This is a genomic window from Escherichia sp. WS1368 (genome assembly GCF_046487485.1).
Taxonomy (GTDB): Bacteria; Pseudomonadota; Gammaproteobacteria; order Enterobacterales; family Enterobacteriaceae; genus Escherichia; species Escherichia coli.
Window position 1 is genome coordinate 420,138 of record NZ_JBJQJI010000001.1, and the last position, 22,531, is coordinate 442,668.

Genomic DNA, 22,531 nt, shown 5'->3' on the forward strand with positions numbered 1-22,531 from the left:
TTTTTTTGGGATTTTTGGTCGGCACGAGAGGATTTGAACCTCCGACCCCCGACACCCCATGACGGTGCGCTACCAGGCTGCGCTACGTGCCGACTCGTGGCTGCTAATACTACCGTTTTCCACACCGATTGCAAGTAAGATATTTCGCTAACTGATTTATAATTAATCAGTTAGCGATAAAACGCTTCTCGTCTGTCAGTACTTGCAATAACAAACTTAACTGTGGTTTTTCATCTTTCACTCTTTCACCACGTAAGTTGTAAGTACGGTATTTACCGTTATTGTTCAGCACCAGCGTCTTTTTCGGGGTGGTAATTGCCAGCGTATCGTTATCCGCGGCGGTAACCCAGTAATGACGGCGTTGAGGGTTGAACAAATCCTGACCTTGCGAATATTCGCTGGCAGGTGTGCTGACATGTAGCAGGCGTTGCATCAGCGTCGTCATCAGATCGGTATGATCAGTCAGAGCATTAATACGCTGCGCCGGCGTACCTGGCCAGTGAATCACTAATGGTACCTGCAGATGACCGTGGGACCAGTCAAAGGTTTCTTCCTCTTCGCTCAGCGGAATACCCCGACCGGCAGTGATAATCACCACCGTATTGTCCAGTTTGCCAGAATCGCGTAGTGCATTGAGCACGCGGTTGATCTGGTCATCGACATTGCTTGCCGCCCGGCTATATTTCCGTGCAAATGCCTGCTGATTGCTGTCGTCAATGTTAGTGCCATTGAAAGAAACCCACGAGAACCAGCGGTTATCTTCTTGTGCGTAGCGGCCCAGCCAGTTGATCCACTGCGTGGCGGTCTGCTCGTCGGATTGGGTGCGTACGCTCGGCATCGAGAAATCTGACAACAATGCCTGGCGATACAGCGGGCTGGTAAAGCCATCTGATGAGAATAACCCCAGCTGATAGCCTTGCTGATTAAGCGCAGTAATTAATGCCGCAGGCGTACGGGTCGACAGAATACCGTCCATATAGCTCGGCGAGATGCCATAGAACAGGCCAAAGATGCCGTTGTCTGTAGTGTTGCCGGAGCTCATATGGCGCGTGAACGAAATATTTTGCTCAGCAAAACCTGCCAGCGCAGGCATCTGCTTCTCGAAGCGTGAGTAGTTCAGGCCATCGACAGTAATCAACAGCACATTCTGCCCGGTGCCCATATCGCGATAGCGCAGTTCGCTTAACGGATACTGAACGGAAACGGCGTCTGGATTACCTTGCTCAATGAGACGGCGTTGATACTCCTGCGCATCAAGCAGACCATGCTTCTCAAGAAAACGTCGCGCCGTCATCGGGTACGAAAGCGGTAGGTTAGCGCGCTGCATGGTGATCGGGCGATAGAAGTTGGCATCGGCCCAGATATAAACCACATGCGAGGCGATAAAGGCGATAAATAAGAATGCGGCCAGCGGGCGCGCGAAGCGTCGACGACGCGTCAGGCTTCGCAGCTTTTGCCAGCTCCACGTCGCAAACACCAGTTCAAGCAATAAAATAACCGGCACGCTGATGAACATCAGCTGCCAGTCGCGCGCCATCTCATTTTCGTCAGGGTTGATAACCAGCTGCCAGACGATGGGATTAAGATGGAGATGGAAACGAGTAAAGACTTCGCTATCGATCAGTAATAGCGTCATTCCCGCCGTTGCCAGAATGACGGACAAAAACCTCATCAGCCTCTGGGAGCCGACGATAAAGGTCAGCGGGAAGAGGATCAGCAAGTAGGTGGCGAACACCAGGAAGCTGAAATGGCCGATAATGCTTACGTAGGAATAAATGCGACCAGCAAGCGTTGTCGGCCAGTCGGCGATAAACAGGTAACGGCTGCCAATGACGAGCGAAAGCAGAATATTGAACAGTGCAAACCAGTGCCCCCAACTGACCATCTGGGAGACTTTTTCACGGTAGCGCTGACGATGAGTTACCATAACCTGTTATCTGTTTCCCTTAGTGCGCTTTGTCTTCGTTGATAGAGGACTGTAAGGCGCGGGCAAAAGAGTTGGCAATTGCCTGGCGTTGGGCCGGGGCAATGCTGGTGTTGATAAGGTTAGTGACCATGTTGCCTAACACCATCAGGGAAAGGTCGGTCGGAGCCTTATGTTTTTCCAGTACGTTGAGCAGCTCTGCGAGCAATTGTTCAACCTGTTCATCACTGTAGCGGGAAATTTGTGGCATAAATCGAAATCAGTTAGTTGATGAAAGGGCAACATATTACCGTAGCAACGGTTTTTTTTCTGCTTTTTTATGCGTTAAATCATTCTCGTTACGCCGCCTTCTGTAAAATGACCGCCATCTTTTATTGCGTCGCTTAACCGGCGGTGGTTGAATACCGCCCGGTCTTAAAGGAGAGTTTATCATGAGTCTGGATATCAACCAGATTGCTCTGCACCAGCTTATCAAGCGTGATGAGCAGAACCTTGAGCTGGTGTTGCGCGATTCATTGCTGGAACCGACAGAAACCGTCGTTGAGATGGTGGCAGAACTGCATCGGGTCTATAGCGCCAAAAATAAAGCTTACGGCTTGTTTAGCGAAGAGAGTGAACTGGCGCAGACACTGCGCTTACAGCGTCAGGGCGAAGAGGACTTTCTGGCATTTAGCCGCGCGGCAACCGGTCGCCTGCGTGACGAATTAGCGAAATATCCTTTTGCTGACGGTGGATTCGTGCTGTTTTGCCACTATCGCTATCTGGCGGTGGAGTATCTGCTGGTGGCAGTTCTGAGCAACCTGAGCAGTATGCGTGTTAACGAAAATCTCGACATCAACCCAACCCATTATCTTGATATCAATCATGCGGATATTGTTGCGCGTATCGATTTAACCGAGTGGGAAACCAATCCAGAGTCGACCCGCTATCTCACTTTCCTGAAAGGGCGAGTAGGGCGCAAAGTGGCGGATTTCTTTATGGATTTCCTCGGGGCCAGCGAAGGGTTAAACGCGAAAGCGCAAAACCGTGGGCTGTTGCAAGCGGTTGATGATTTCACTGCCGAAGCACAACTGGATAAAGCAGAGCGACAGAACGTGCGCCAGCAGGTTTATAGCTACTGTAATGAGCAGCTGCAGGCAGGCGAAGAGATTGAACTGGAATCGCTGTCGAAAGAGCTGGCAGGCGTCAGCGAAGTGAGCTTCACGGAGTTTGCGGCTGAAAAAGGCTACGAACTGGAAGAGAGCTTCCCGGCAGACCGTAGCACACTGCGTCAGTTGACGAAGTTTGCCGGTAGCGGCGGTGGCTTGACTATTAACTTTGATGCGATGCTGTTAGGTGAACGCATCTTCTGGGATCCAGCAACCGATACCCTGACCATTAAAGGCACGCCGCCGAATTTGCGCGATCAATTGCAGCGCCGGACGTCTGGCGGCAATTAATCGGTTTTGTGTTCTGAATGCCAGATGCGGCGTGAACGCCTTATCTGGCCTGCAAAAAATAGCAATACCGTAATCAGGCATATTCTGCAGATACAAAAAACCCCGCCGGAGCGGGGTTTTTTACAACTTATTCAGCAATTAAGCGCGAACGAAGTCGATGTGCAGCAGCTTCGGTTTGTACGGGTGACGCTGTACGTCCTGAGCTTTAACTTTGATTTCTTTACCGTCAACAACGATGGTCAGAACTTCGCTATAGAATTCAGCTTTAACTTGCATGTTCATGACTTTGTCGTGATCCAGTTCGACAGCCAGCGGCGCTTCTTTGCCACCGTAGATGATTGCCGGGAACTTGTTAGCGGCACGCAGGCGGCGGCTCGCACCCTTACCCTGCTCTTTACGTACTTCTGCGTTGATAGTAAACATTTCTTTCTCTCTTAAATTAATCCTGCTACAGGCGACCCAGCAACAGGTAAGTGATCTGCTTTGCGTATGCAAAAGCGGGCGAGATTCTATACTCAATCGCCTTATACATCAATCAAAACTACCATTAACCGCGTAATTCGTGCGCCCGACGAAAACGACCTTCGTAATCGAACACTTTTTCACGCACTTGCCAGTACTGACCTTTCATGCGGGCGACGACAAAATCCGGGTGTCGCAGTAATGCTTGCTGGGCGAGGATATCAGCGGCGGTGATCCAGCGCAGAGGGATGCCCGGTGTGCGCGTATGCGGGCGGATAAAAAGCTGCTCGAAGGCGGTACGCTGAGCGGGCGTTTGCAGACGGAAACGCTCACTCACATCCGCGCCGTCTTCATCGTAATAGGTGATTTTCAACCATTCGCCTTTCTCGTCGTGCCCATGCTGCAAAGACATGCCGCTACAGCGTAATACCAGCGCGTCTTTCAGTCGTAGCGCCGCTTTTAACATATCATCCGGATCAACCAGTACGGTGTCACATTCGCGGCAGCGGCGGGCGGCAATATCGTTTTCCGCGTTACATTGCGGGCAATTTTTAAAACGGAAACGGAAATCACACTGTTCTCGATGACCGTCGTCATCTTCAAACCATCCCTGACAGCGGCGACCAAAGTGTTCAATCAATGTCCCGTCGGCGGTCGTTTTCCCCCAAAAGGTGTTGGCAAAACCGCAGGCAGGGCAGAAAACCTGTACCGGAACGTTGTCACTTTTGCCTTTCGGTGTACCAACTTCCGGCGCGTAGAGATCGTGAGGGTTACCCGCATAATCAAGAATTAAGCAATCAGTCTTGCCTGGAGCGAGACGCAGACCGCGCCCGACAATTTGTTGGTAAAGACTCACCGATTCGGTAGGGCGCAGAATAGCAATAAGATCGACGTGCGGGGCGTCAAATCCAGTGGTCAGTACCGCGACGTTGACCAGATAGCGAAAACGCTGGGCTTTAAAATCTTCAATTAACACATCGCGCTCAGCGCCGGGTGTGTCGCCAGTAATCAGTGCTGCATCTTCGGCAGGCAGCAGTCCCACTATCTCCTTGGCGTGTTCAACGGTGGCGGCGAAAATCATCACTCCTTTACGCTTTTCGGCGAACTCCATAATCTGGCTGATGATGTGCGGGGTAATACGTTGCTGTTTTTTCAGCTCGCGGTTGAGATCGGCTTCGCTGAAAAGCCCGTTACTCTGTGCCTGCAAGCGGCTGAAATCGTATTGCACTACTGGCATATCCAGTCGTTCTGGCGGCGTCAGATAGCCGTGTTTAATCATATAACGCAGCGGCAGCTCATAAATGCAGTCACGGAAAAGGGCTTTCTCATCGCCGCGTACCATGCCGTGATAATGGAACTGGTAGATCCAGCCTTTGCCCAATCGAAAAGGCGTGGCAGTCAGCCCCAGCAGGCGTAAGTGGGGATTCACTTTTGTCAGGTGAGTGAGGATTTGCTGATACTGGCTCTCTTCATCGTCACCAATACGGTGACATTCATCGACAATCAACAGCGAAAATTCACCCTGAAAGGCATCAAGATTACGGGCGACCGACTGCACGCTGCCAAATACCACTTTACCGTGGCTCTCTTTGCGCTTTAGCCCGGCGGCAAAAATATCGGCTTCCAGCCCCAGCGCCTGATATTTTGCATGGTTTTGCGCCACCAGTTCTTTAACGTGTGCCAGCACCAGCACGCGACCACGCGCCAGCCGCGCCAGTTCCGCTATCACCAGGCTTTTACCTGCACCGGTGGGCAGCACGATAACGGCAGGGGTTTTATGACGACGAAAATGGTTGAGCGTGGCATCCACGGCTTCTTGCTGATATGGGCGGAGTGTAAAAATCATGGTCTCGCGTAGGTAGATTATTCTGCTAATAGTATGCCACGGATCTTTTTCCCTTGAGGGAAGTTATTAGACCGCTATACTGGGCAGACAACAGTTCAGATTTTCGGGTCATTACCCGACCTCCGTTTTTTACAGGCAAAATCACACACATGCGACTTGATAAATTTATCGCACAGCAACTCGGCGTTAGCCGTGCTATTGCCGGGCGTGAAATCCGCGGCAATCGTGTCACCGTCGATGGCGAAATCGTCCGTAATGCAGCGTTCAAACTGCTCCCTGAACATGATGTCGCTTACGATGGCAACCCGCTGGCGCAGCAACACGGTCCACGTTACTTCATGCTCAATAAACCTCAGGGCTATGTTTGCTCCACGGACGACCCGGATCACCCAACGGTGCTCTATTTTCTTGATGAACCGGTAGCGTGGAAACTGCACGCTGCAGGGCGTCTGGATATCGATACCACCGGTCTGGTACTAATGACAGATGATGGTCAGTGGTCGCACCGCATTACTTCTCCGCGCCATCATTGCGAGAAGACCTATCTGGTGACGCTGGAATCACCCGTAGCTGACGATACGGCAGAGCAATTTGCTAAAGGCGTGCAGCTGCATAACGAAAAAGATCTCACTAAGCCGGCGGTGCTGGAAGTGATTACCCCAACGCAGGTTCGTTTGACCATCAGCGAAGGGCGTTATCATCAGGTGAAACGTATGTTCGCCGCCGTGGGTAACCATGTGGTTGAGCTGCATCGTGAACGTATTGGCGGCATTACGCTGGATGCTGATTTAGCTCCCGGTGAATATCGTCCGTTAACTGAAGAAGAAATTGCCAGCGTCGTCTAACTTTTCAATGACTTTCAGGAGCCCGTTGTGACCACCCGACAGCATTCGTCGTTTGCTATTGTTTTTATCCTTGGCCTGCTGGCCATGTTGATGCCGCTGTCGATTGATATGTATCTGCCCGCGCTACCGGTAATTTCAGCGCAGTTTGGCGTACCGGCAGGCAGTACGCAGATGACCCTCAGTACTTATATTCTGGGCTTTGCGTTGGGGCAGTTAATCTACGGGCCGATGGCAGACAGCTTCGGGCGTAAGCCGGTGGTTCTTGGCGGTACGCTGGTGTTTGCCGCCGCCGCGGTGGCGTGTGCGTTGGCAAACACCATCGATCAGCTGATTGTGATGCGTTTCTTCCACGGGCTGGCTGCGGCTGCGGCCAGCGTGGTCATTAATGCCCTGATGCGCGATATTTACCCGAAAGAAGAGTTCTCGCGGATGATGTCGTTTGTCATGCTGGTGACCACTATTGCACCGTTGATGGCACCGATTGTCGGCGGTTGGGTGCTGGTGTGGCTGAGCTGGCATTACATCTTCTGGATCCTGGCATTAGCGGCGATTCTGGCTTCGGCAATGATTTTCTTCCTGATTAAAGAAACGTTGCCGCCAGAGCGTCGTCAGCCATTTCACATTCGTACCACTATTGGTAACTTTGCGGCGCTGTTCCGTCATAAGCGTGTCCTGAGTTATATGCTTGCCAGTGGTTTCAGCTTTGCCGGGATGTTCTCGTTCTTAAGCGCCGGACCGTTTGTCTACATTGAAATTAACCACGTCGCGCCGGAAAACTTTGGTTATTACTTTGCGCTAAACATTGTTTTCCTGTTCGTGATGACTATCTTTAACAGCCGCTTCGTCCGCCGAATTGGCGCGTTAAATATGTTCCGCTCGGGGTTGTGGATACAGTTTATTATGGCGGCGTGGATGGTCATCAGTGCGCTGCTGGGGCTGGGATTCTGGTCGCTGGTGGTTGGCGTTGCGGCGTTTGTGGGCTGCGTGTCGATGGTGTCATCTAATGCGATGGCGGTCATTCTTGATGAGTTTCCCCATATGGCGGGAACGGCATCTTCGCTGGCAGGAACCTTCCGTTTCGGCATAGGGGCAATTGTTGGCGCATTACTTTCTCTTGCGACCTTTAACTCTGCATGGCCGATGATTTGGTCAATTGCATTCTGCGCAACCAGCTCCATTCTCTTCTGTCTGTACGCCAGTCGGCCGAAAAAACGGTGATCTATTGCACAACGAGGAAGCTAAAAGGCTTCCTTTGTTGATGCATGTCAACCACAAATCCATCATTCCCCCGATATATGTTTATTTTATGTAAAATCAATTTATGTAAAAAGTCACATCATTGTAGTTAAAAAGGTTGAGTTAGATCGCAGAAACGGGTACATATAGCCCCGCAAACGTGACCACGCCCGCAGATATTATTTAAATCAGAGCCATAGAGGCCACGCTGGCGAGGCATCAATCTTTACGATCTGTATAAAGACGGATTGTTGATGATGTGTTAAAATTGATGTAAACAAATTGTGAAGTAAATGTGCTTCCGGGGAAAATAAGTGACTTCATTACAACTCTCAATCGTCCATCGACTGCCGCAGAACTATCGCTGGTCTGCTGGTTTCGCAGGTTCGAAGGTTGAACCGATTCCGCAAAATGGACCGTGCGGTGACAACAGCCTGGTGGCGCTTAAATTGCTTAGCCCGGATGGTGATAATGCATGGTCGGTGATGTACAAACTCAGCCAGGCGTTAAGCGACATCGAAGTTCCATGTTCGGTACTGGAGTGTGAAGGTGAGCCGTGCCTGTTTGTAAATCGCCAGGACGAGTTTGCTGCAACATGCCGATTGAAAAATTTTGGTGTGGCAATTGCCGAACCCTTCTCAAACTACAATCCTTTTTAAGCGTCAGCTCAACGCCAGTAGCTGACGCGTATACTCCTGCTGCGGTGCGGCAAACACGCGCGCGCACGGTCCTTGTTCCACTACTTCCCCTTGTCGCAGTACGATAACCTGATGACATAACGCGCGGACAACGTGCAAATCGTGACTGATAAACAAATAGGCCAGTTGATGCTTTTGTTGCAATGATTTCAATAGCGTCAATATTTGCGCCTGTACCGTTTTGTCGAGCGATGATGTTGGTTCATCAAGAATGATCAGCGAGGGCTTAAGAATTAACGCCCTGGCAATCGCAATACGTTGCCGCTGACCACCAGAGAACTCCGCCGGATAACGGTGGCGTGTTTCAGGATCTAATCCCACTTCATGCATCACGGCTATCACTTGTTGTTCGCGTTGTGCGGCAGAAAGCGTCGGCTGGTGAACCCGTAAGCCTTCCTCAATAATCTGCAAAACGTTGAGTCGTGGGTTGAGCGAGGAGTTTGGATCCTGAAATACCACCTGAATGCGATGACGAATAGGTAACAGCTGGCGACGATTTAAATTTTGCAGTGGCTGACCGTCAAAGATAATGCTGCCCTGAGAGTTAATCAGTCGCAGCAGCGCCAGTCCCGTCGTGCTTTTCCCGGAACCTGACTCGCCTACTAAACCCAGTGTTTCACCCGCTCGTAGCGTAAAACTGATGTTTTTCACCACCACATTATGATCCACAATGCGCTTCAAAATCCCTTTGCGAATGGGGAAGGCAACCTGAAGCTGTTCAACATCCAGCAACGTTGAGGCAGGTTCTGGCAATGGTACCGGGTCGCCTGACGGTTCACTGTTGAGTAGCTTTTGTGTGTAAGGATGAGTGGGTGAGGCAAATAGCGTAGCGGCGTTATTTTGCTCGACACAGCGACCGTTTTGCATTACCGCCACGCGATGGGCCAGTTTTCTGACAATGCTGAGGTTATGAGTAATAAACAGCATACCCATATTCAGCTCGCCTTGCAGTTCGCGCAACAGCTGTAAAATTTGCGCCTGAACAGAGACGTCCAGTGCGGTGGTTGGTTCATCGGCAATTAATAATTCAGGTCGCGTTAACAGCGCCATCGCAATCATCACCCGCTGGCGTTCGCCGCCGGAGAGCTGATGCGGATAATCTGTCAGCCGTTTTGCCGCCTGGCGGATACCGACGCGATCAAGGCAGTTAAGAATTTCGCCACGAGCCGCTTCCCGACGCATCCCGCGGTGGAGTGAAAGCACTTCATAAAGCTGTTTTTCCAGGGTATGCAATGGATTTAATGACACCATCGGCTCCTGAAAAATCATGGCGATCTTATTACCGCGTACACCGCGCAACGTTTGATCGCTGGCATGAAGCAGCGATTCGCCATGAAAACGAATATCGCCGGAGAGATATTCAACCGGCGGGGAAGGGAGCAGGCGTAAAATTGACAGCGCGGTAACGCTTTTGCCTGAACCTGACTCACCCACCAGCGCCAGCGTTTCGCCAGCCTCAATCTGAAGTGAAACATCATTGACTACTGTACGTACGGTTTGCTGATGGCGAAAACCCACCGACAAATTTTCAATCGCTAACAGAGTTTGCGTCATGCTACACCGCCTTATTAGGATCAAATGCGTCGCGGACGGCTTCACCAATAAAGATCAGCAAAGACAACAATATCGCCACCGACAAGAAGGCGGTGATCCCAAGCCACGGGGCCTGAAGGTTATTTTTCCCTTGTAACAGCAGTTCGCCGAGTGACGGTGAACCGAGCGGCAGACCGAAGCCGAGGAAATCGAGTGAGGTCAGGGTGGTGATCGAACTACATAAAATAAACGGTAAAAAGGTGAGGGTAGCGACCATGGCATTTGGCAACATATGACGCAGGATGATACTGCGATCGCTGACGCCAAGCGCCTGCGCCGCGCGGATGTAGTCGAAATTACGGGTACGTAAAAACTCCGCCCGCACCACGCCGACCAGACTCATCCAGCCAAACAAGACGGTAATTGCCAACAGCCACCAGAAGTTAGGCTGTACGACGCTGGAAAGTAAAATAATCAAAAACAGCGTCGGCATCCCCGACCATACTTCAATAAAACGTTGCCCCCAGAGATCGACTTTACCGCCGTAATAGCCTTGTAGCGCCCCCGCCAGCACGCCCATCACGCTGGAGCAGAGGGTCAGCATCAGGCCAAACAGAACTGAGATCCGCGTGCCATAGAGAATACGTGCCAGCACATCGCCGCCATTGGCATCCGTTCCCAGCCAGTTTTGCCGGGAGGGTGGGGAGGGGAAGGGCTTGTCGGTAGAAAAGTTGATACTGGTAGCGCCAAAGCGAATCGGTGCCCATAGTACCCAGCCTTTATCTTCCAACCGCTGTTTCAGCCACGGGTCCTGATAATCAGCCTGGCTTGCCAGCGGGCCGCCAAAATCGCTTTCGCTGTAGTTTTTCAACAACGGGAAATACCAACTGCCGTCATAACGTACCAGCAACGGTTTATCGTTGGCGATCAGTTCAGAACACAAACTCAAACCAAACAAAACGAGGAAAATCCATAACGACCAGTAGCCGCGACGGTTATGACGAAAACGCGCCCAACGGGCCTGATTGACGGGGCTGAGTCGCGACATTAACGTCCCTCAAAATCTATACGCGGATCGACCAGCGTATAGCTGATATCACTGACAATATTCAGCAGCAGGCCAATCAGGGTGAAAATATACAAGGTACCAAACATTACAGGATAATCGCGCGAGACGGTCGCTTCGTAGCCCAGTAAGCCAAGACCATTGAGTGAAAACATCACCTCAATCAGCAGCGAGCCGGTAAAAAACATGCTGATAAACGTCGCCGGAAAACCGGCAATCACCAGCAGCATGGCGTTGCGGAACACATGTTTCCAGAGAATATTTTTTTCACTTACCCCTTTCGCACGGGCGGTCACCACGTATTGCTTGCGCACTTCATCAAGGAATGAGTTTTTTGTCAGCATGGTCAGCGCCGCAAAGCCGCCAATCACTGTCGCCAGCACCGGCAGCGTGATATGCCACAGATAATCGGTGATTTTCTGATACCACGGCAGCGAATCAAAGTTAGCGGAAACCAGGCCGCGTAGAGGGAACAGGTCGAAATAGCTGCCGCCTGCGAAGAAGACAATCAGCAGGATGGCAAACAAAAAGGCCGGAATGGCGTAGCCGATGATGATAAATGCACTACTCCAGACGTCAAAGCGACTACCATTATAAACAGCTTTGCGAATGCCTAACGGAATCGACACCAGATAGATAATCAGCGTGCTCCATAATCCGAGGGTGATGGAAACCGGCAGACTATCTTTAATCAGCGTCAGTACCGAGGCGCTGCGAAAAAGGCTGTCGCCAAAATCAAAGCGGATGTAGTCCCAGAGCATTTTGAAGTAACGTTCGTGGATCGGCTTATCGAAACCGTAGCGATGAGTGATCTCGGCGATCACTTCTGGATCTAATCCGCGTCCGCCACGGTAATTACTGTCGCTGATATTGCCGACGCCCGTTTGCGCATGGCTGGCGCGAACACCTTCACCGCCTGCGCCGGGTAATACTCCGGCATTACCAAACTCAATGGCGGCGATGGCCTGGTCGACCGGACCGCCAGGCGCAATTTGCACGATGAAAAAGTTGATAGTGATAATCGCCCATAACGTTGGGATCACCAGCAACAGACGGCGAATCAGATAAGCGCCCATCTACTCTCCCTGTTGTCTGGCTGACGGCAGTTTGGCCGCTTTATTAACGTCATACCACCAGGTATCGATACCCAGGCTGTAAACAGGGCGTACAGCGGGTTGGGAGAATTTATCCCACCAGGCGAGACGGTCTTCCGCCATGTACCACATTGGCAGCATGTAATAATTCCACGTTAATACGCGATCCAGTGCTCGCCCCAACGGCAGTAATTTTTCTTTATTTCCCTGCGCGGCAATAATTTGGTTGATCAGCGAGTCGATAACCGGGCTTTGCACGCCGGGGGCATTATAAGTGGAATTGATATATTCCGATGACCAGGAAATCTGTAAATCGGAACTGGGCCACGGCATCGCCCGCCATACGCGCGGCATCATGTCATAGTCGCGACTGCGCATGCGGTTGGTGATTTGCGAGTTATCCACTTTGCGAATGTCCATGTTGATACCCAGCCGTTGCAGGCTGTGCTGGAACGGCAATACCCACTGACTATTGCTGCTCGAAGGTAGCAATAACTCAAAGCTGAGCGGCTGACCCGTTGTGGCATTTACGCGTTGCTGACCCTTCAGCACCCAGCCCGCTTCGTTGAGAAGTTTGTCGGCTTTTAACAGGTTGTCACGATCGTAGCCATCGCCTTTGGATACCGGCGGCTGGTAGATTTGCGTGAAGACTTCTGGCGGTAGATCTTTTTTCATTGGTGCCAGAAGCACCAGCTCCGCGGCGTCGGGGTAATTTCTGGCCGCGTATTCGGTATTCTGAAAATAACTGTTCGTGCGACTCCAGGCATTGTAAAACAACGCTTTGTTCATCCATTCAAAGTCAAAGGCGAGAGTGATCGCTTCCCGCACCCGGCGATCGCTGAATACCGGACGTTGGATATTAAACGCCAGCCAGCGCGTATCCTGGGCTGATTCGTTCTTTTGCTCATCTTTGATGATGTATTTCTTATCGAAATTTTTACCGGTATAGCGCGTGGCCCAGTTTTTGGCGTCGTTTTCCATACGCAAATCAAAGGCACCGGCTTTAAACGCTTCAAAGGCGACATTATCATCGAGGTAATAATCGTAGCGAATGGTGTCGAAATTCCAGCGTCCACGGTTTACCGGTAAGTTTGCTGCCCAGTAATCTTTCACGCGGGAATAGACAATATTTTGCCCCATTTTCCAGGACGTAATTCGGTACGGACCACTGGCAAGCGGAGGCGTGGCGAGCGGGTCGCTAAGTTTGTGATTCTTCCAGTACTTTTCTGGAAACACCGGCAGCGAAAACAGACTCAGCATATCTTCTTTGCCGGGTTTAGCTAACTCAATGCGCACGGTTAACGGCGCAATGGCTTTGACGGTGGTGCCTTTGTAGACCAGACGAAATTGCGGCACGCCTTCGGTCATAAATTTTTGAAAAGTAAACTCTACATCGCGGGCAGTAATGGGCGAACCATCATGAAAACGGGCGAGCGGATTAATAGCGACCTCCACCCAGGAATAATCGTCAGCATAGCGTGCACTTTCAGCAATCAGCGGGTAATAACTGCCTGGTTCGTCATCGGAAGTTGTAAATAGCGTGTCGTACAGCTGCTCGGTGCGTGCGCCCGGGTTGCCGCGCAGTGCATAGCGGTTGAAATTATCGAAGGTGCCGAGGGCTGACAACGTTATCTGCCCCCCTTTTGGCGCGGCGGGGTTCACATAATCAAAATGGTTGAAATTAAACGCGTACCGGGGTTCGCCCAGCACGGCAAAGGCATAGCTTTCCTTGATAGCCTGCGCCTGCGCACCAAAGGTGAACAGAGCGATAAACAGCAGCAGTATGCGCACAATCATCTGCAACGGATTTCCTTTTACTCATCATTAGCCGCAATCCGGCATGCTTTCACTATGAATAATAAGGGACGTAAGCACACCTTACCACTGCGGCGTATACGGTTTCTTCAGCCAGCGGACAAAATCGTCCAGCGGTAACGGGCGACTAATCCAGTAGCCTTGCATGAAATTAACGCCGCGTTCGCTTAGCCATCGCGCCTGTTCCGGCGTTTCGACCCCTTCAGCAACCGTCAGCATATTGAGACGTTTCGCCAGCGTCAGCACCGCGTCAAGTACGGGTGAAGTGATCGTTTCCGTACCGATGGCGTTGATAAATCCACGGTCAATTTTCAGATAATCGAGCGTAAAACGCTCAAGGTAGATAAGCGCGCTGTGCCCGGTACCGAAGTCATCAATAGCAATTTCTACGCCGACCGAGTGTAGCCAGGCAAAGAGTTGCGTGGCTTCTTGCTCTTTCAGCATATCGCGCTCGGTAATTTCCAGCACAATCTGGAAATGGTGTGCGGGCAGGGAAGTGAGCAGTTTCTGGATATCTGCTTTAAAGCTTTCGCTGTGCAGATGGTCCGGCGCAATGTTAATGCCAAATTTGACGCCTACCGGCAGTACTTTTTCTAATTCTGCGGCATCGCGGGCAATCAACTCAAACAGGTGCTGAGTCAGTGGCACAATCATCTTTTGCGATTCGGCAAAGTTAATGAAGGCATCCGGGGGTATTTCTCCCGCGACAGGATGCCGCCAGCGTAGCAGTACTTCCAGGCCCGTTACTCGCAAAGATTGTGTATCCACCACCGGTTGATACGCCACGTAAAATTGTTCGCGCTTGATGGCGGTCATGATTTCTCTGCCGGGGCGCATACGTACGCTCATCAGGTAATAGCAGAGCAGGCCAACGACAGTTCCACTCATGCCGCCCAGTAAAAATGCGTACCACACATCGTTCCATGTCCAGTCATCTGCATAAAGCCGAACGGTCAGAGGAATGCCCGCAATTTTAGTTTCACGGACCGGCATGTCGGTTAATTCATTAACGTTCATCAAACGTGAAGAAAAGGTAGATAGCGCAGTATTGCCAATAATGAGGGCGACGCCATCGTAATCTTCCTGCCGTGAACTATAAAAGAGAGAAGGCGTCAGATTGAGATTCAGAGCGGCAAACACGCCGCTATTTTTCAGCAAAGGGTTGCGATACCAGATGACGATTGCGGGTTTGTTCGGCACCATCGGCGTGCCGGGTAAGATCGCCATATCGACGTTTTTATTAATGTCGAGCGCCGGAATCAATTCATTGAGTGGAATGTCCATCTCACCAGTCGCAGATGAACAGAATGTTTTTTTATCTTTTACCAGCACAAACGTACGGACATTCATGCTAAATGCCGCGCGGGCAGTCAGTTCGGGGTTAGCCTGCTGGCAGGTATCTAAGGTCAGCGGCTGGAGCCGGTCAGTAGTGGATTTCAGGTCGGCAAAATAGGTATCGAGATATTTTTGTACGTCGGTAATCAGTGTGTCGTATTTGACTTCGTGCTTATGCCAGGCCACTAAAAACTGAAGGCAGCTCACCAGTATCGCAATCATCACGCCTGCAACAATGCAGGTAAGCAGGAGCTTACGTCCAGAATTGGGAGCGCGTATGAACATGATTCCGTTAATTTCCTGAAATTACGACAACATTTAAAAGATAACAATGACCGGACTATAGCCTGGATCAAGACGCGGAAACATCATTTTCTCTGATGAATGAAAACAAAAAAGCACTGCCTAAGCAGTGCTTTCAGTTAACTCGTCAGGATAGCCAAGGGATTGCATCCAAACGGTTTATTAGCTGCGGCTGAGAACCCGGCGTGCTTCGTTGTAACGCTTCTTCCAGTACGGTTCATTCATGCTGGAAATAATAACACCACTGCTGGTGGAAGCATGGACAAACTGATTGTTGCCGATATAAATACCGACATGGCGTCCCGTTGAACCGGCACGGAACAGAACTAAATCACCCGTACGCAAATTACTGCGGGAAACAGATTTACCCATTTCCTGCTGTTCGTAAGTCGAACGCGGAAGTTCTAAGCCAAATTGCTCACGGAATGTACGCTGTACGAAACCAGAACAATCGATACCTTTTTTAGTGCTGCCGCCCAGGCGATAACGTACGCCTTTCCAGTCAGCATACTGATCCATAATTCGCGATTTTACGTCGACATTACGAACCAGGTTTTCAAATTCATCCTGAGAAGCTTGCAGTGATGATGTTTCACTACCCACTGCACGTGTCTCAGGATGCATATTCTTTGCGGTGTTATTTGCACTACATGCAGAAAGCAGAACCGCTACTGCAATCGCGGGAATCCCGCGCAAGATATATCTCAAAATCGGTTGAGATTTGACCATGTTGTTTGTTTTCCCTTGAAGTCCTTAACGACAAATATCGTTATAAAAAAATGCCAAGCGACACGAGACTAATTACCTGGGCATGTTGAAACAATTCCTTAAGGCCAAATCTGTGGACTAACGCACAAAATTATATGCTGTGAGGATAATCTACCGCCGAGGCAAAACGAGTTCGAGATTACCCGATTGGTGCGGTCTTGGCGAGCGGTTTTACATGATTTTTTATAAGAAAAAGTGATACAGAAAGTTAATAAGCGGGATTGGTCAATTAAAGTACGATTGAGTGAAGCGCATGCAATCCATTCATTTACTTAGAGAATGATTTTTGCGTTCGATAGATGAAAGCACGGTGCGCATCATCAGGATTATCCTCACTATAAAAATAACCCTGATGATGTTAATTACTGTGAGTTATTTGTTTTGGAAATGTTTGTTTTTTCCCGGTAGTGATTTGTCAAAAAAGGTGATTAATCGATCACTTAATGGCGTCAGCAACACCCAGGGCAAACCGATCAATATCACGGTCATCGAACCTACAATGATGTCAGTAAACCAGTGTGCGCCAATCATTACTCTGGGAAATGCAAAAACCACAAAAATAATAAGGGCGATAAGGCCTGCAACTTTGCCGAAATAACGCCACATGAATGCCGAAAAAATAAGCAGCATCATACCGTGATCACCGGGAAAGCTATCTCGTGAGGCATCTTTCGTGGGGACAGAGAGCAGTTCGCTGACGCGGTTAATATTGGTAAAAGTCAATGTTGGGCTGGCCCGTTTTACAGGAATTAATGCCTGACCCAGCTGGTTTAATACCACTGCAGTTAATAGCATGACCAGACCAATAATCACGATACGTCGTCTGCCAGGGGCGTTTTCTTTCAGCCAGAAACTCAGCATCAACATTCCCATCGCCAGCAGAGAACAACCGTCGAAAGCGCGATTGTTGGTCAATGCAACCAGCCACAAAAAGGCCTTACTTTCGACCAGTTTCTGATTAAAGAAATAAAAAATATCCGCATCAATCGGCAACCAGAATCCATGATTAACGGGAATATACCAGGAAAGAAACAGCGCGAGGCCGACAATATTCAACAACACTATTTGCGGCAAATTTTTAATCATATTTTCTCTAATTATCTTACTGAAAAACGCAGGCAACCTTACGCGGTAGTCGCTAAACGAAGCTTCAACAGCGCGCTCTGCAAGGCATTCCAGTCAGCTTCGCTGCTGGAAATCAGCTCAATACGACTGTCCGGTGGCGCAACGTTTTGCGTTTCAATGTGCAGGTCATCGCCCTGACGGTTGATTCGCACCAGCCCTTCGGGAATACGCATCACGCCTTTGACGCGTTCCACCGGTGCAAGTCGCGCCCATTCCAGAATGCCAATGGTGTCGAATACCGTATCAGCGTCGAATATCCAGCCACAAGCCTGATGCCCTTGTCCGCTGTTCAGACTGCGACGCCAGCGTTGATGCTCTGGCAGGCTTAACGCTGCTAACCCTTTTTTCACGCTATGATGATGAGAATGTGCGGCGCTGGCGGGCAACTCGGCTAAATTGCGACGCGGCAAATCCAGAAGATGACCGTCAATTTTCCCATGCTCGCTGTGAATTAATTGCCGATCGCCACCATTTTGCTGCCACCAGCGCTGTAGCGCTTGCTCACTTTCGGGCGTCGCACGGTCGGATTTATTGGCGACAATAATGTCTGCGGCAGCCAGCTGGTCACGGAAGTTTTCATTGCTGGCGCTTTTTTCGTCCAGCAGCAGGCGTGGATCGAGAATGCACAACGTGGCGCGCAGATCTATCCACGGTTCATAGACTGGTGCGGTTAAGAGATCGAGGATTTGTTTCGGATGGCCCAGCCCGGTCGGCTCTATCAACAAGCGGTCTGGTTTTCCCTGACGCAGTAAGGTATTCAATCCTACCTGCATGGGTAAACCATTAACGCAGCACATGCAGCCGCCGGGGATCTCTTTCAGCAATGCGCCGCTATCGGCGAGCAAAGCACCATCAATTCCGACTTCCCCAAATTCATTAACCAGTACCGCCCATCTTTCGTTGGGATCTTTATGGGCTAACAGATGAAGAATCGACGTAGTTTTCCCGCTGCCGAGAAAACCGGTGATGAGGTTGGTCCTGGTCACAACGGCTCCGCAATACTCTTAAAAGTTAACTGAGCGTTAATCCTGGCTAAAAAAGGCAGAAAAGAGAAGGGGGGAGCGGACGAAGGCGAGCTTCATCCGCTTTAACCGCAGAAATCGTTAAATTTTGAGGGTGTTTAATAGCGCCTGATGCGCGCCGAATTGTGCGATTTGTTGCCAGGCTTGTTCGATAGCCTGCACAAAATGCGGGTTATCTGGCAGATCATCACCGAAAACTTCACGCAGGGAAAGCAGGGCGGTGACGCGTTGTTCACTGCTACTGCCCGCAACAAGTTCGCGAATTTTATCGCTAAGCGGATCGCGAACATCAATGGCATTTCCGGCATCATCAACGCCGCTGACGTAACGCATCCAGCCTGCAACGCCTAATGCCAGCAACGACCAGTCCGTTTCGCGCGCCAGATGTATGCGAATACCTGCCAGCATACGTTGCGGTAATTTCTGGCTACCATCCATTGCGATTTGCCAGGTCTTATGTTTCAGCGCCGGGTTAGCAAAACGTGCAATTAACTTATCCGCATATTGTGTTAAATCGACATCTTTAATTCGCAGTGTTGGCGCTTGCTCATCCAGCATTAATGTTCTGGCGGCATGGCGAAATGCGCGATCCTGCATGCAATCACTGATATGGGCGAATCCTGAGAGGTAACCCAGATAAGCGAGAAAAGAGTGGCTGCCATTAAGCATACGCAGTTTCATCTCTTCCCATGGCAGGACATCATTCACCATTTGTACACCTGCGACTTCCCAGGCAGGACGCCCAGCGACGAAGTTATCTTCCACCACCCACTGGATAAACGGTTCGCAGCTAATCGCGCAGGGATCATTCACCCCCAGATGCTGGCTGATTTCCGCTAGTGATTCGTCGGTTGCAGCCGGAACAATGCGGTCGACCATGGTTCCCGGAAAACTGACGTGTTCTTTTATCCACCCGGCGAGTTCTGGTGAACGTTTTTCCGCCATCCCCAGCACCGCGTTTTTCACCACATGGCCATTGTCGGGAATATTGTCGCAGGAGAGTACGGTAAACGGTGCAAGGCCGCGTTCACGGCGTCGTTTCAGTGCTTCGACGAGAATACCCGGCGCGGAGTGAGGTTCTTCAGGGTTTTGTAGATCGTGAATAATCCGCGGATTGCTGGTGTCGAGTGCACCGGTGGCCGGGTCAATACAATAGCCTTTTTCGGTAATCGTCAGGGAAACAATTGCCACCTGTGGCTCGCAAAACTTCTCAATAATTGCCGCTAAGGAATCCAGTTTTGCATTCAGGCATTCGTGAACGGCACCGACAATTATCGCCTGATTGCCGTCCGCCCCTTTCTCCAGCACGGTATATAAATGGTTCTGTGCGCGGAGCTGGCTCATCAGTTGATCGCCGCTGAACAAGCTGATTTCACAGATCCCCCAGTCGCCGCCCTGGGCATTCAGCACACGATCGGTCAGTAATGCCTGATGTGCGCGGTGAAAGGCACCAAAGCCAAAATGAACGATACGTGATTGCAACTGCTGGCGATCGTAGCGTGGAGCGTGTACATGATGCGGGAGCGTAACGGAGGCGATTGTATTCATAGGAGTCACGTCTTAGTAACGATTAATTAACAATGACAGTGTAAAGTTATATGACAGCAATTGAAATTGGTCTGGATTGTTAATGCGATGAAGTGTGAGGGCGATCAATCAACGAGTGAATATTGCGGGCGTAAGGTGTTCAGGAAGCGCAAAATAGAAGATTGGTATAATAAATTAAAAAAGGGACAGCCTGAGCTATCCCTTTTCTGCATGCGGCTGAAGTTAGTCAGCACGCCCCATATAACGGCGTTCTTCGATATGGATACGAATTTTTTCGCCCGGGCTTAAGTATTCTGGTACCTGAATCACCAGACCAGTGCTCAATGTCGCCGGTTTGTTACGGGCGCTGGCAGATGCCCCTTTGATGCCAGGTGCGGTTTCAACGATTTCCAGATCAACGGTCTGCGGCAGCTCAAGCGCCAGCAGTTGACCGTCCCAGGTCAGCACCTGCATGTCCGGCATGCCGCCCTCTGGCATAAACAGCAACTCTTCTTCAATCTGATCTTTGGTGAAGGTATACGGGGTATAGTCTTCTTTATCCATAAAGACATATTCGTTACCATCGACATAGGAGAAGTCAACGTAACGGCGGGTCAGAGTCACGGTGTCAACGATATCATCTCCTTTGAAACGCTCTTCTACTTTCAGCCCGGTACGGACATCAGAAAAACGCATTTTGTACAGCGTAGCGGCACCGCGGGCAGTGGGCGACTGAATATCAATGTCCTTAACCAGCAGCAGTTTGCCGTTGTAATTCAGTACCATACCTTTTTTAATTTCGTTCGCTCTTGGCATCGAAAAATTCCTGTAGTCGAAAATGTCAAAAATATCGCGACAAAGTACTCGCGACGGGCCTTTCGGGCAAGTGGTATTCGCACTTTTGCTGGTGCAAAAAAGGTGGTACTGTGCGCGCTCATCAATCCGGTGGTTAACCTTAAGAGAACAACGTATGGAATGCCGTCCGGGTTGCGGGGCGTGTTGCACTGCCCCTTCAATTTCCAGCCCTATTCCCGGTATGCCAGATGGCAAGCCCGCCAATACGCCCTGCATTCAGCTTGATGAACAGCAACGCTGTAAAATTTTCACCTCGCCACTGCGACCGAAAGTTTGTGCGGGCTTACAAGCCAGCGCTGAAATGTGCGGTAACTCGCGTCAGCAGGCAATGACCTGGCTTATCGATCTGGAAATGCTGACCGCGCCTTAAACATCTTTAATCCGCAGTAAGCAAAACAGAGTGGCGATAATCATCACCATCGCAAACCAGAACACAGCGTGATAATTCCAGATCTCGGCGACGATGCCCGCCACTGATCCTGCGATGATCCAGCCCACGCGCGAAGTGTTGGTATAGAGCGTGGTGGCTGAACCTGCCTGACCGGGCATCAAATCCTGAAAATAGAGCATCCCGATGCCGCCCAGAATGCCAATAAAAATAGCATTAAGCAGCTGCAAGCCCAACAGAATGACAGGTGAATGCGCCATCAGCATTCCTGCGTAAAAACAGACGCCACCCACGGCAGCAACGCGCATTAAGAAACGCTTACCCAAACGTTTGGCGAAATATCCGGCAATCAACATGGTCGGGATTTCCAGCCCGGCGGCGGTCCCCATCATCACACCGGCCAGTTTCTCGGGAAGATGCAGTTCGTTGATAATAAATAGCGGCATGTTGATGATGTACAGGCTGTTCGAGCCCCACATCAATGTACAAATGACAAACAGCAGCAGCGTATCGCGACGGTTACGGCGCGGCGCTTCAACCGTGCCGGTCGCCAGTGGAAGTTCTTTTTGCATCGACGGTAAAAACAGCCACACCATCACACCGCAAACAATAAACGCTACCGCTGCGCTCAGATACATTACCGTAAAGCTGAAACCCATCGCTAAGGCATAAGCCAGCGGCGGGCCAATGACCCATGCCAGTGAAACCTGAGCGCGTAAAAAAGAGCTGAACATCACCGCTTCACGTCCGGTTTTGTCAGCATGTTCACGGGCGAGGGCAAACATTTGCGGGTTAGCAGTCGAGCCAAAGCTGCTAAGAAAGACGCCAACGAATAGCAAAACAAAGTAGTTGCGATTCCAGGCAAAAAGAGTGCAGGCCAGCACGCCTAACAGGCAGCAAAAGACAATCAGCGATTTGCGATCGCCGCGCTTATCAGAGCGCCCGGCGAGAAACTGACTTACCAGAATCCCAATGACAGCGCTGCCGGTAAAGAAGAATCCCACCATCGCCGGGCGGGCATGTACTTCATCAGTAAGAAAAATACTGAGTGTCGGGGTTTGTAGAGCGCCCGCAATACCGGTGAGAAAGGCAACGATTAAAAACGCCATCGAGGTCAGGTCAAACGATTTCGCGCTGGAGACTGCGGGGGAGTTATGCATGCTGGTCGATCACTGGAAGAGGAAGACGCGGAGTTTACGCTGCTTGTCAGAAAATAAACAGACAGCGAAATCAAAAGCGCCACGAATAAT

Annotated in this window: 20 protein-coding genes and 1 tRNA gene; 5 read left to right on the forward strand and 16 right to left on the reverse strand. The window is 50.6% G+C overall.

Annotated elements, in window-relative coordinates; translation table 11 throughout:
- Positions 1 to 15: 15 nt before the first annotated feature.
- The 3 genes from ACJHYD_RS01920 to ACJHYD_RS01930 form a co-directional block, all read right to left on the reverse strand.
- A tRNA-Pro gene (locus ACJHYD_RS01920) sits at positions 16 to 92 on the reverse strand.
- 74 nt (positions 93 to 166) lie between these two features.
- Complete coding sequence (gene yejM / locus ACJHYD_RS01925) at positions 167 to 1,927, reverse strand: LPS biosynthesis-modulating metalloenzyme YejM (protein ID WP_000256206.1); 1,761 nt, start codon at positions 1,925 to 1,927, stop codon at positions 167 to 169.
- A 19-nt stretch (positions 1,928 to 1,946) separates the two neighbouring features.
- On the reverse strand, positions 1,947 to 2,174 hold the full coding sequence (locus tag ACJHYD_RS01930) for a YejL family protein (RefSeq protein WP_001135667.1): 228 nt from the start codon (positions 2,172 to 2,174) through the stop codon (positions 1,947 to 1,949).
- A gap of 181 nt (positions 2,175 to 2,355) precedes the next feature.
- Here ACJHYD_RS01930 and yejK point away from each other — a divergent pair, with 181 nt between their 5' ends.
- The gene (yejK, locus tag ACJHYD_RS01935; protein WP_000050789.1) at positions 2,356 to 3,363 is read left to right on the forward strand and encodes a nucleoid-associated protein YejK; all 1,008 of its coding nucleotides are present in this window, start codon (positions 2,356 to 2,358) and stop codon (positions 3,361 to 3,363) included.
- A gap of 138 nt (positions 3,364 to 3,501) precedes the next feature.
- On the opposite strand, the gene rplY is transcribed toward yejK, so the two are convergent.
- Both rplY and ACJHYD_RS01945 read right to left on the reverse strand, forming a co-directional pair.
- Positions 3,502 to 3,786, reverse strand: a complete 285-nt coding sequence (gene rplY / locus ACJHYD_RS01940; RefSeq protein WP_000494186.1) for a 50S ribosomal protein L25 — start codon at positions 3,784 to 3,786, stop codon at positions 3,502 to 3,504.
- 124 nt (positions 3,787 to 3,910) lie between these two features.
- Positions 3,911 to 5,671, reverse strand: a complete 1,761-nt coding sequence (locus ACJHYD_RS01945) for a DEAD/DEAH box helicase (RefSeq protein WP_000578079.1) — start codon at positions 5,669 to 5,671, stop codon at positions 3,911 to 3,913.
- A 149-nt stretch (positions 5,672 to 5,820) separates the two neighbouring features.
- On the opposite strand from ACJHYD_RS01945, the gene rsuA reads away from it, so the two are divergent.
- From rsuA to ACJHYD_RS01960, 3 genes are all read left to right on the forward strand, one after another.
- The gene (gene rsuA / locus ACJHYD_RS01950) at positions 5,821 to 6,516 is read left to right on the forward strand and encodes a 16S rRNA pseudouridine(516) synthase RsuA (RefSeq protein ID WP_001234850.1); all 696 of its coding nucleotides are present in this window, start codon (positions 5,821 to 5,823) and stop codon (positions 6,514 to 6,516) included.
- Between the two features lie 27 nt (positions 6,517 to 6,543).
- Positions 6,544 to 7,734 (forward strand): multidrug efflux MFS transporter Bcr, encoded by a 1,191-nt coding sequence (gene bcr, locus ACJHYD_RS01955; RefSeq protein WP_000213361.1) that lies wholly within the window; start codon positions 6,544 to 6,546, stop codon positions 7,732 to 7,734.
- Positions 7,735 to 8,066: 332 nt separating this feature from the next.
- Entirely contained in the window at positions 8,067 to 8,411 is a 345-nt protein-coding gene (locus ACJHYD_RS01960) for a YejG family protein (protein ID WP_000202798.1), read from the forward strand.
- A gap of 3 nt (positions 8,412 to 8,414) precedes the next feature.
- Here the strand turns inward: ACJHYD_RS01960 and yejF are convergent, their stop codons facing one another.
- The 10 genes from yejF to yeiP form a co-directional block, all read right to left on the reverse strand.
- On the reverse strand, positions 8,415 to 10,004 hold the full coding sequence (gene yejF / locus ACJHYD_RS01965) for a microcin C ABC transporter ATP-binding protein YejF (RefSeq protein ID WP_000194914.1): 1,590 nt from the start codon (positions 10,002 to 10,004) through the stop codon (positions 8,415 to 8,417).
- 1 nt (position 10,005) lies between these two features.
- Positions 10,006 to 11,031: an ABC transporter permease gene (locus ACJHYD_RS01970; protein WP_000088901.1), complete on the reverse strand. Its 1,026-nt coding sequence runs from the start codon at positions 11,029 to 11,031 to the stop codon at positions 10,006 to 10,008.
- A complete protein-coding gene (locus tag ACJHYD_RS01975) occupies positions 11,031 to 12,125 on the reverse strand; it encodes a microcin C ABC transporter permease YejB (protein WP_000501604.1) in 1,095 nt (364 codons plus the stop codon). Before ACJHYD_RS01975 ends, ACJHYD_RS01970 begins: the two co-directional genes overlap by 1 nt.
- Entirely contained in the window at positions 12,126 to 13,940 is a 1,815-nt protein-coding gene (locus tag ACJHYD_RS01980; protein ID WP_001316494.1) for an extracellular solute-binding protein, read from the reverse strand.
- Between the two features lie 81 nt (positions 13,941 to 14,021).
- Entirely contained in the window at positions 14,022 to 15,578 is a 1,557-nt protein-coding gene (locus ACJHYD_RS01985; RefSeq protein ID WP_000470599.1) for a cyclic di-GMP phosphodiesterase, read from the reverse strand.
- 180 nt (positions 15,579 to 15,758) lie between these two features.
- Entirely contained in the window at positions 15,759 to 16,325 is a 567-nt protein-coding gene (mepS, locus tag ACJHYD_RS01990) for a bifunctional murein DD-endopeptidase/murein LD-carboxypeptidase (RefSeq protein ID WP_000241011.1), read from the reverse strand.
- Between the two features lie 411 nt (positions 16,326 to 16,736).
- Entirely contained in the window at positions 16,737 to 17,450 is a 714-nt protein-coding gene (gene lpxT, locus ACJHYD_RS01995) for a Kdo(2)-lipid A phosphotransferase (RefSeq protein ID WP_001297918.1), read from the reverse strand.
- A 38-nt stretch (positions 17,451 to 17,488) separates the two neighbouring features.
- Entirely contained in the window at positions 17,489 to 18,475 is a 987-nt protein-coding gene (gene yeiR / locus ACJHYD_RS02000; protein ID WP_000198839.1) for a zinc-binding GTPase YeiR, read from the reverse strand.
- A gap of 117 nt (positions 18,476 to 18,592) precedes the next feature.
- On the reverse strand, positions 18,593 to 20,059 hold the full coding sequence (locus ACJHYD_RS02005) for a mannitol dehydrogenase family protein (RefSeq protein ID WP_001091917.1): 1,467 nt from the start codon (positions 20,057 to 20,059) through the stop codon (positions 18,593 to 18,595).
- 222 nt (positions 20,060 to 20,281) lie between these two features.
- A complete protein-coding gene (yeiP, locus tag ACJHYD_RS02010; RefSeq protein WP_001136827.1) occupies positions 20,282 to 20,854 on the reverse strand; it encodes an elongation factor P-like protein YeiP in 573 nt (190 codons plus the stop codon).
- A 154-nt stretch (positions 20,855 to 21,008) separates the two neighbouring features.
- Here yeiP and ACJHYD_RS02015 point away from each other — a divergent pair, with 154 nt between their 5' ends.
- Positions 21,009 to 21,263, forward strand: coding sequence for a YkgJ family cysteine cluster protein (locus ACJHYD_RS02015; RefSeq protein WP_000389030.1), 255 nt, complete (start codon positions 21,009 to 21,011; stop codon positions 21,261 to 21,263).
- Here the strand turns inward: ACJHYD_RS02015 and setB are convergent.
- Positions 21,260 to 22,441: a sugar efflux transporter SetB gene (gene setB, locus ACJHYD_RS02020; RefSeq protein WP_000551949.1), complete on the reverse strand. Its 1,182-nt coding sequence runs from the start codon at positions 22,439 to 22,441 to the stop codon at positions 21,260 to 21,262. The genes ACJHYD_RS02015 and setB overlap by 4 nt on opposite strands.
- Between the last annotated feature and the right edge of the window lie 90 nt (positions 22,442 to 22,531).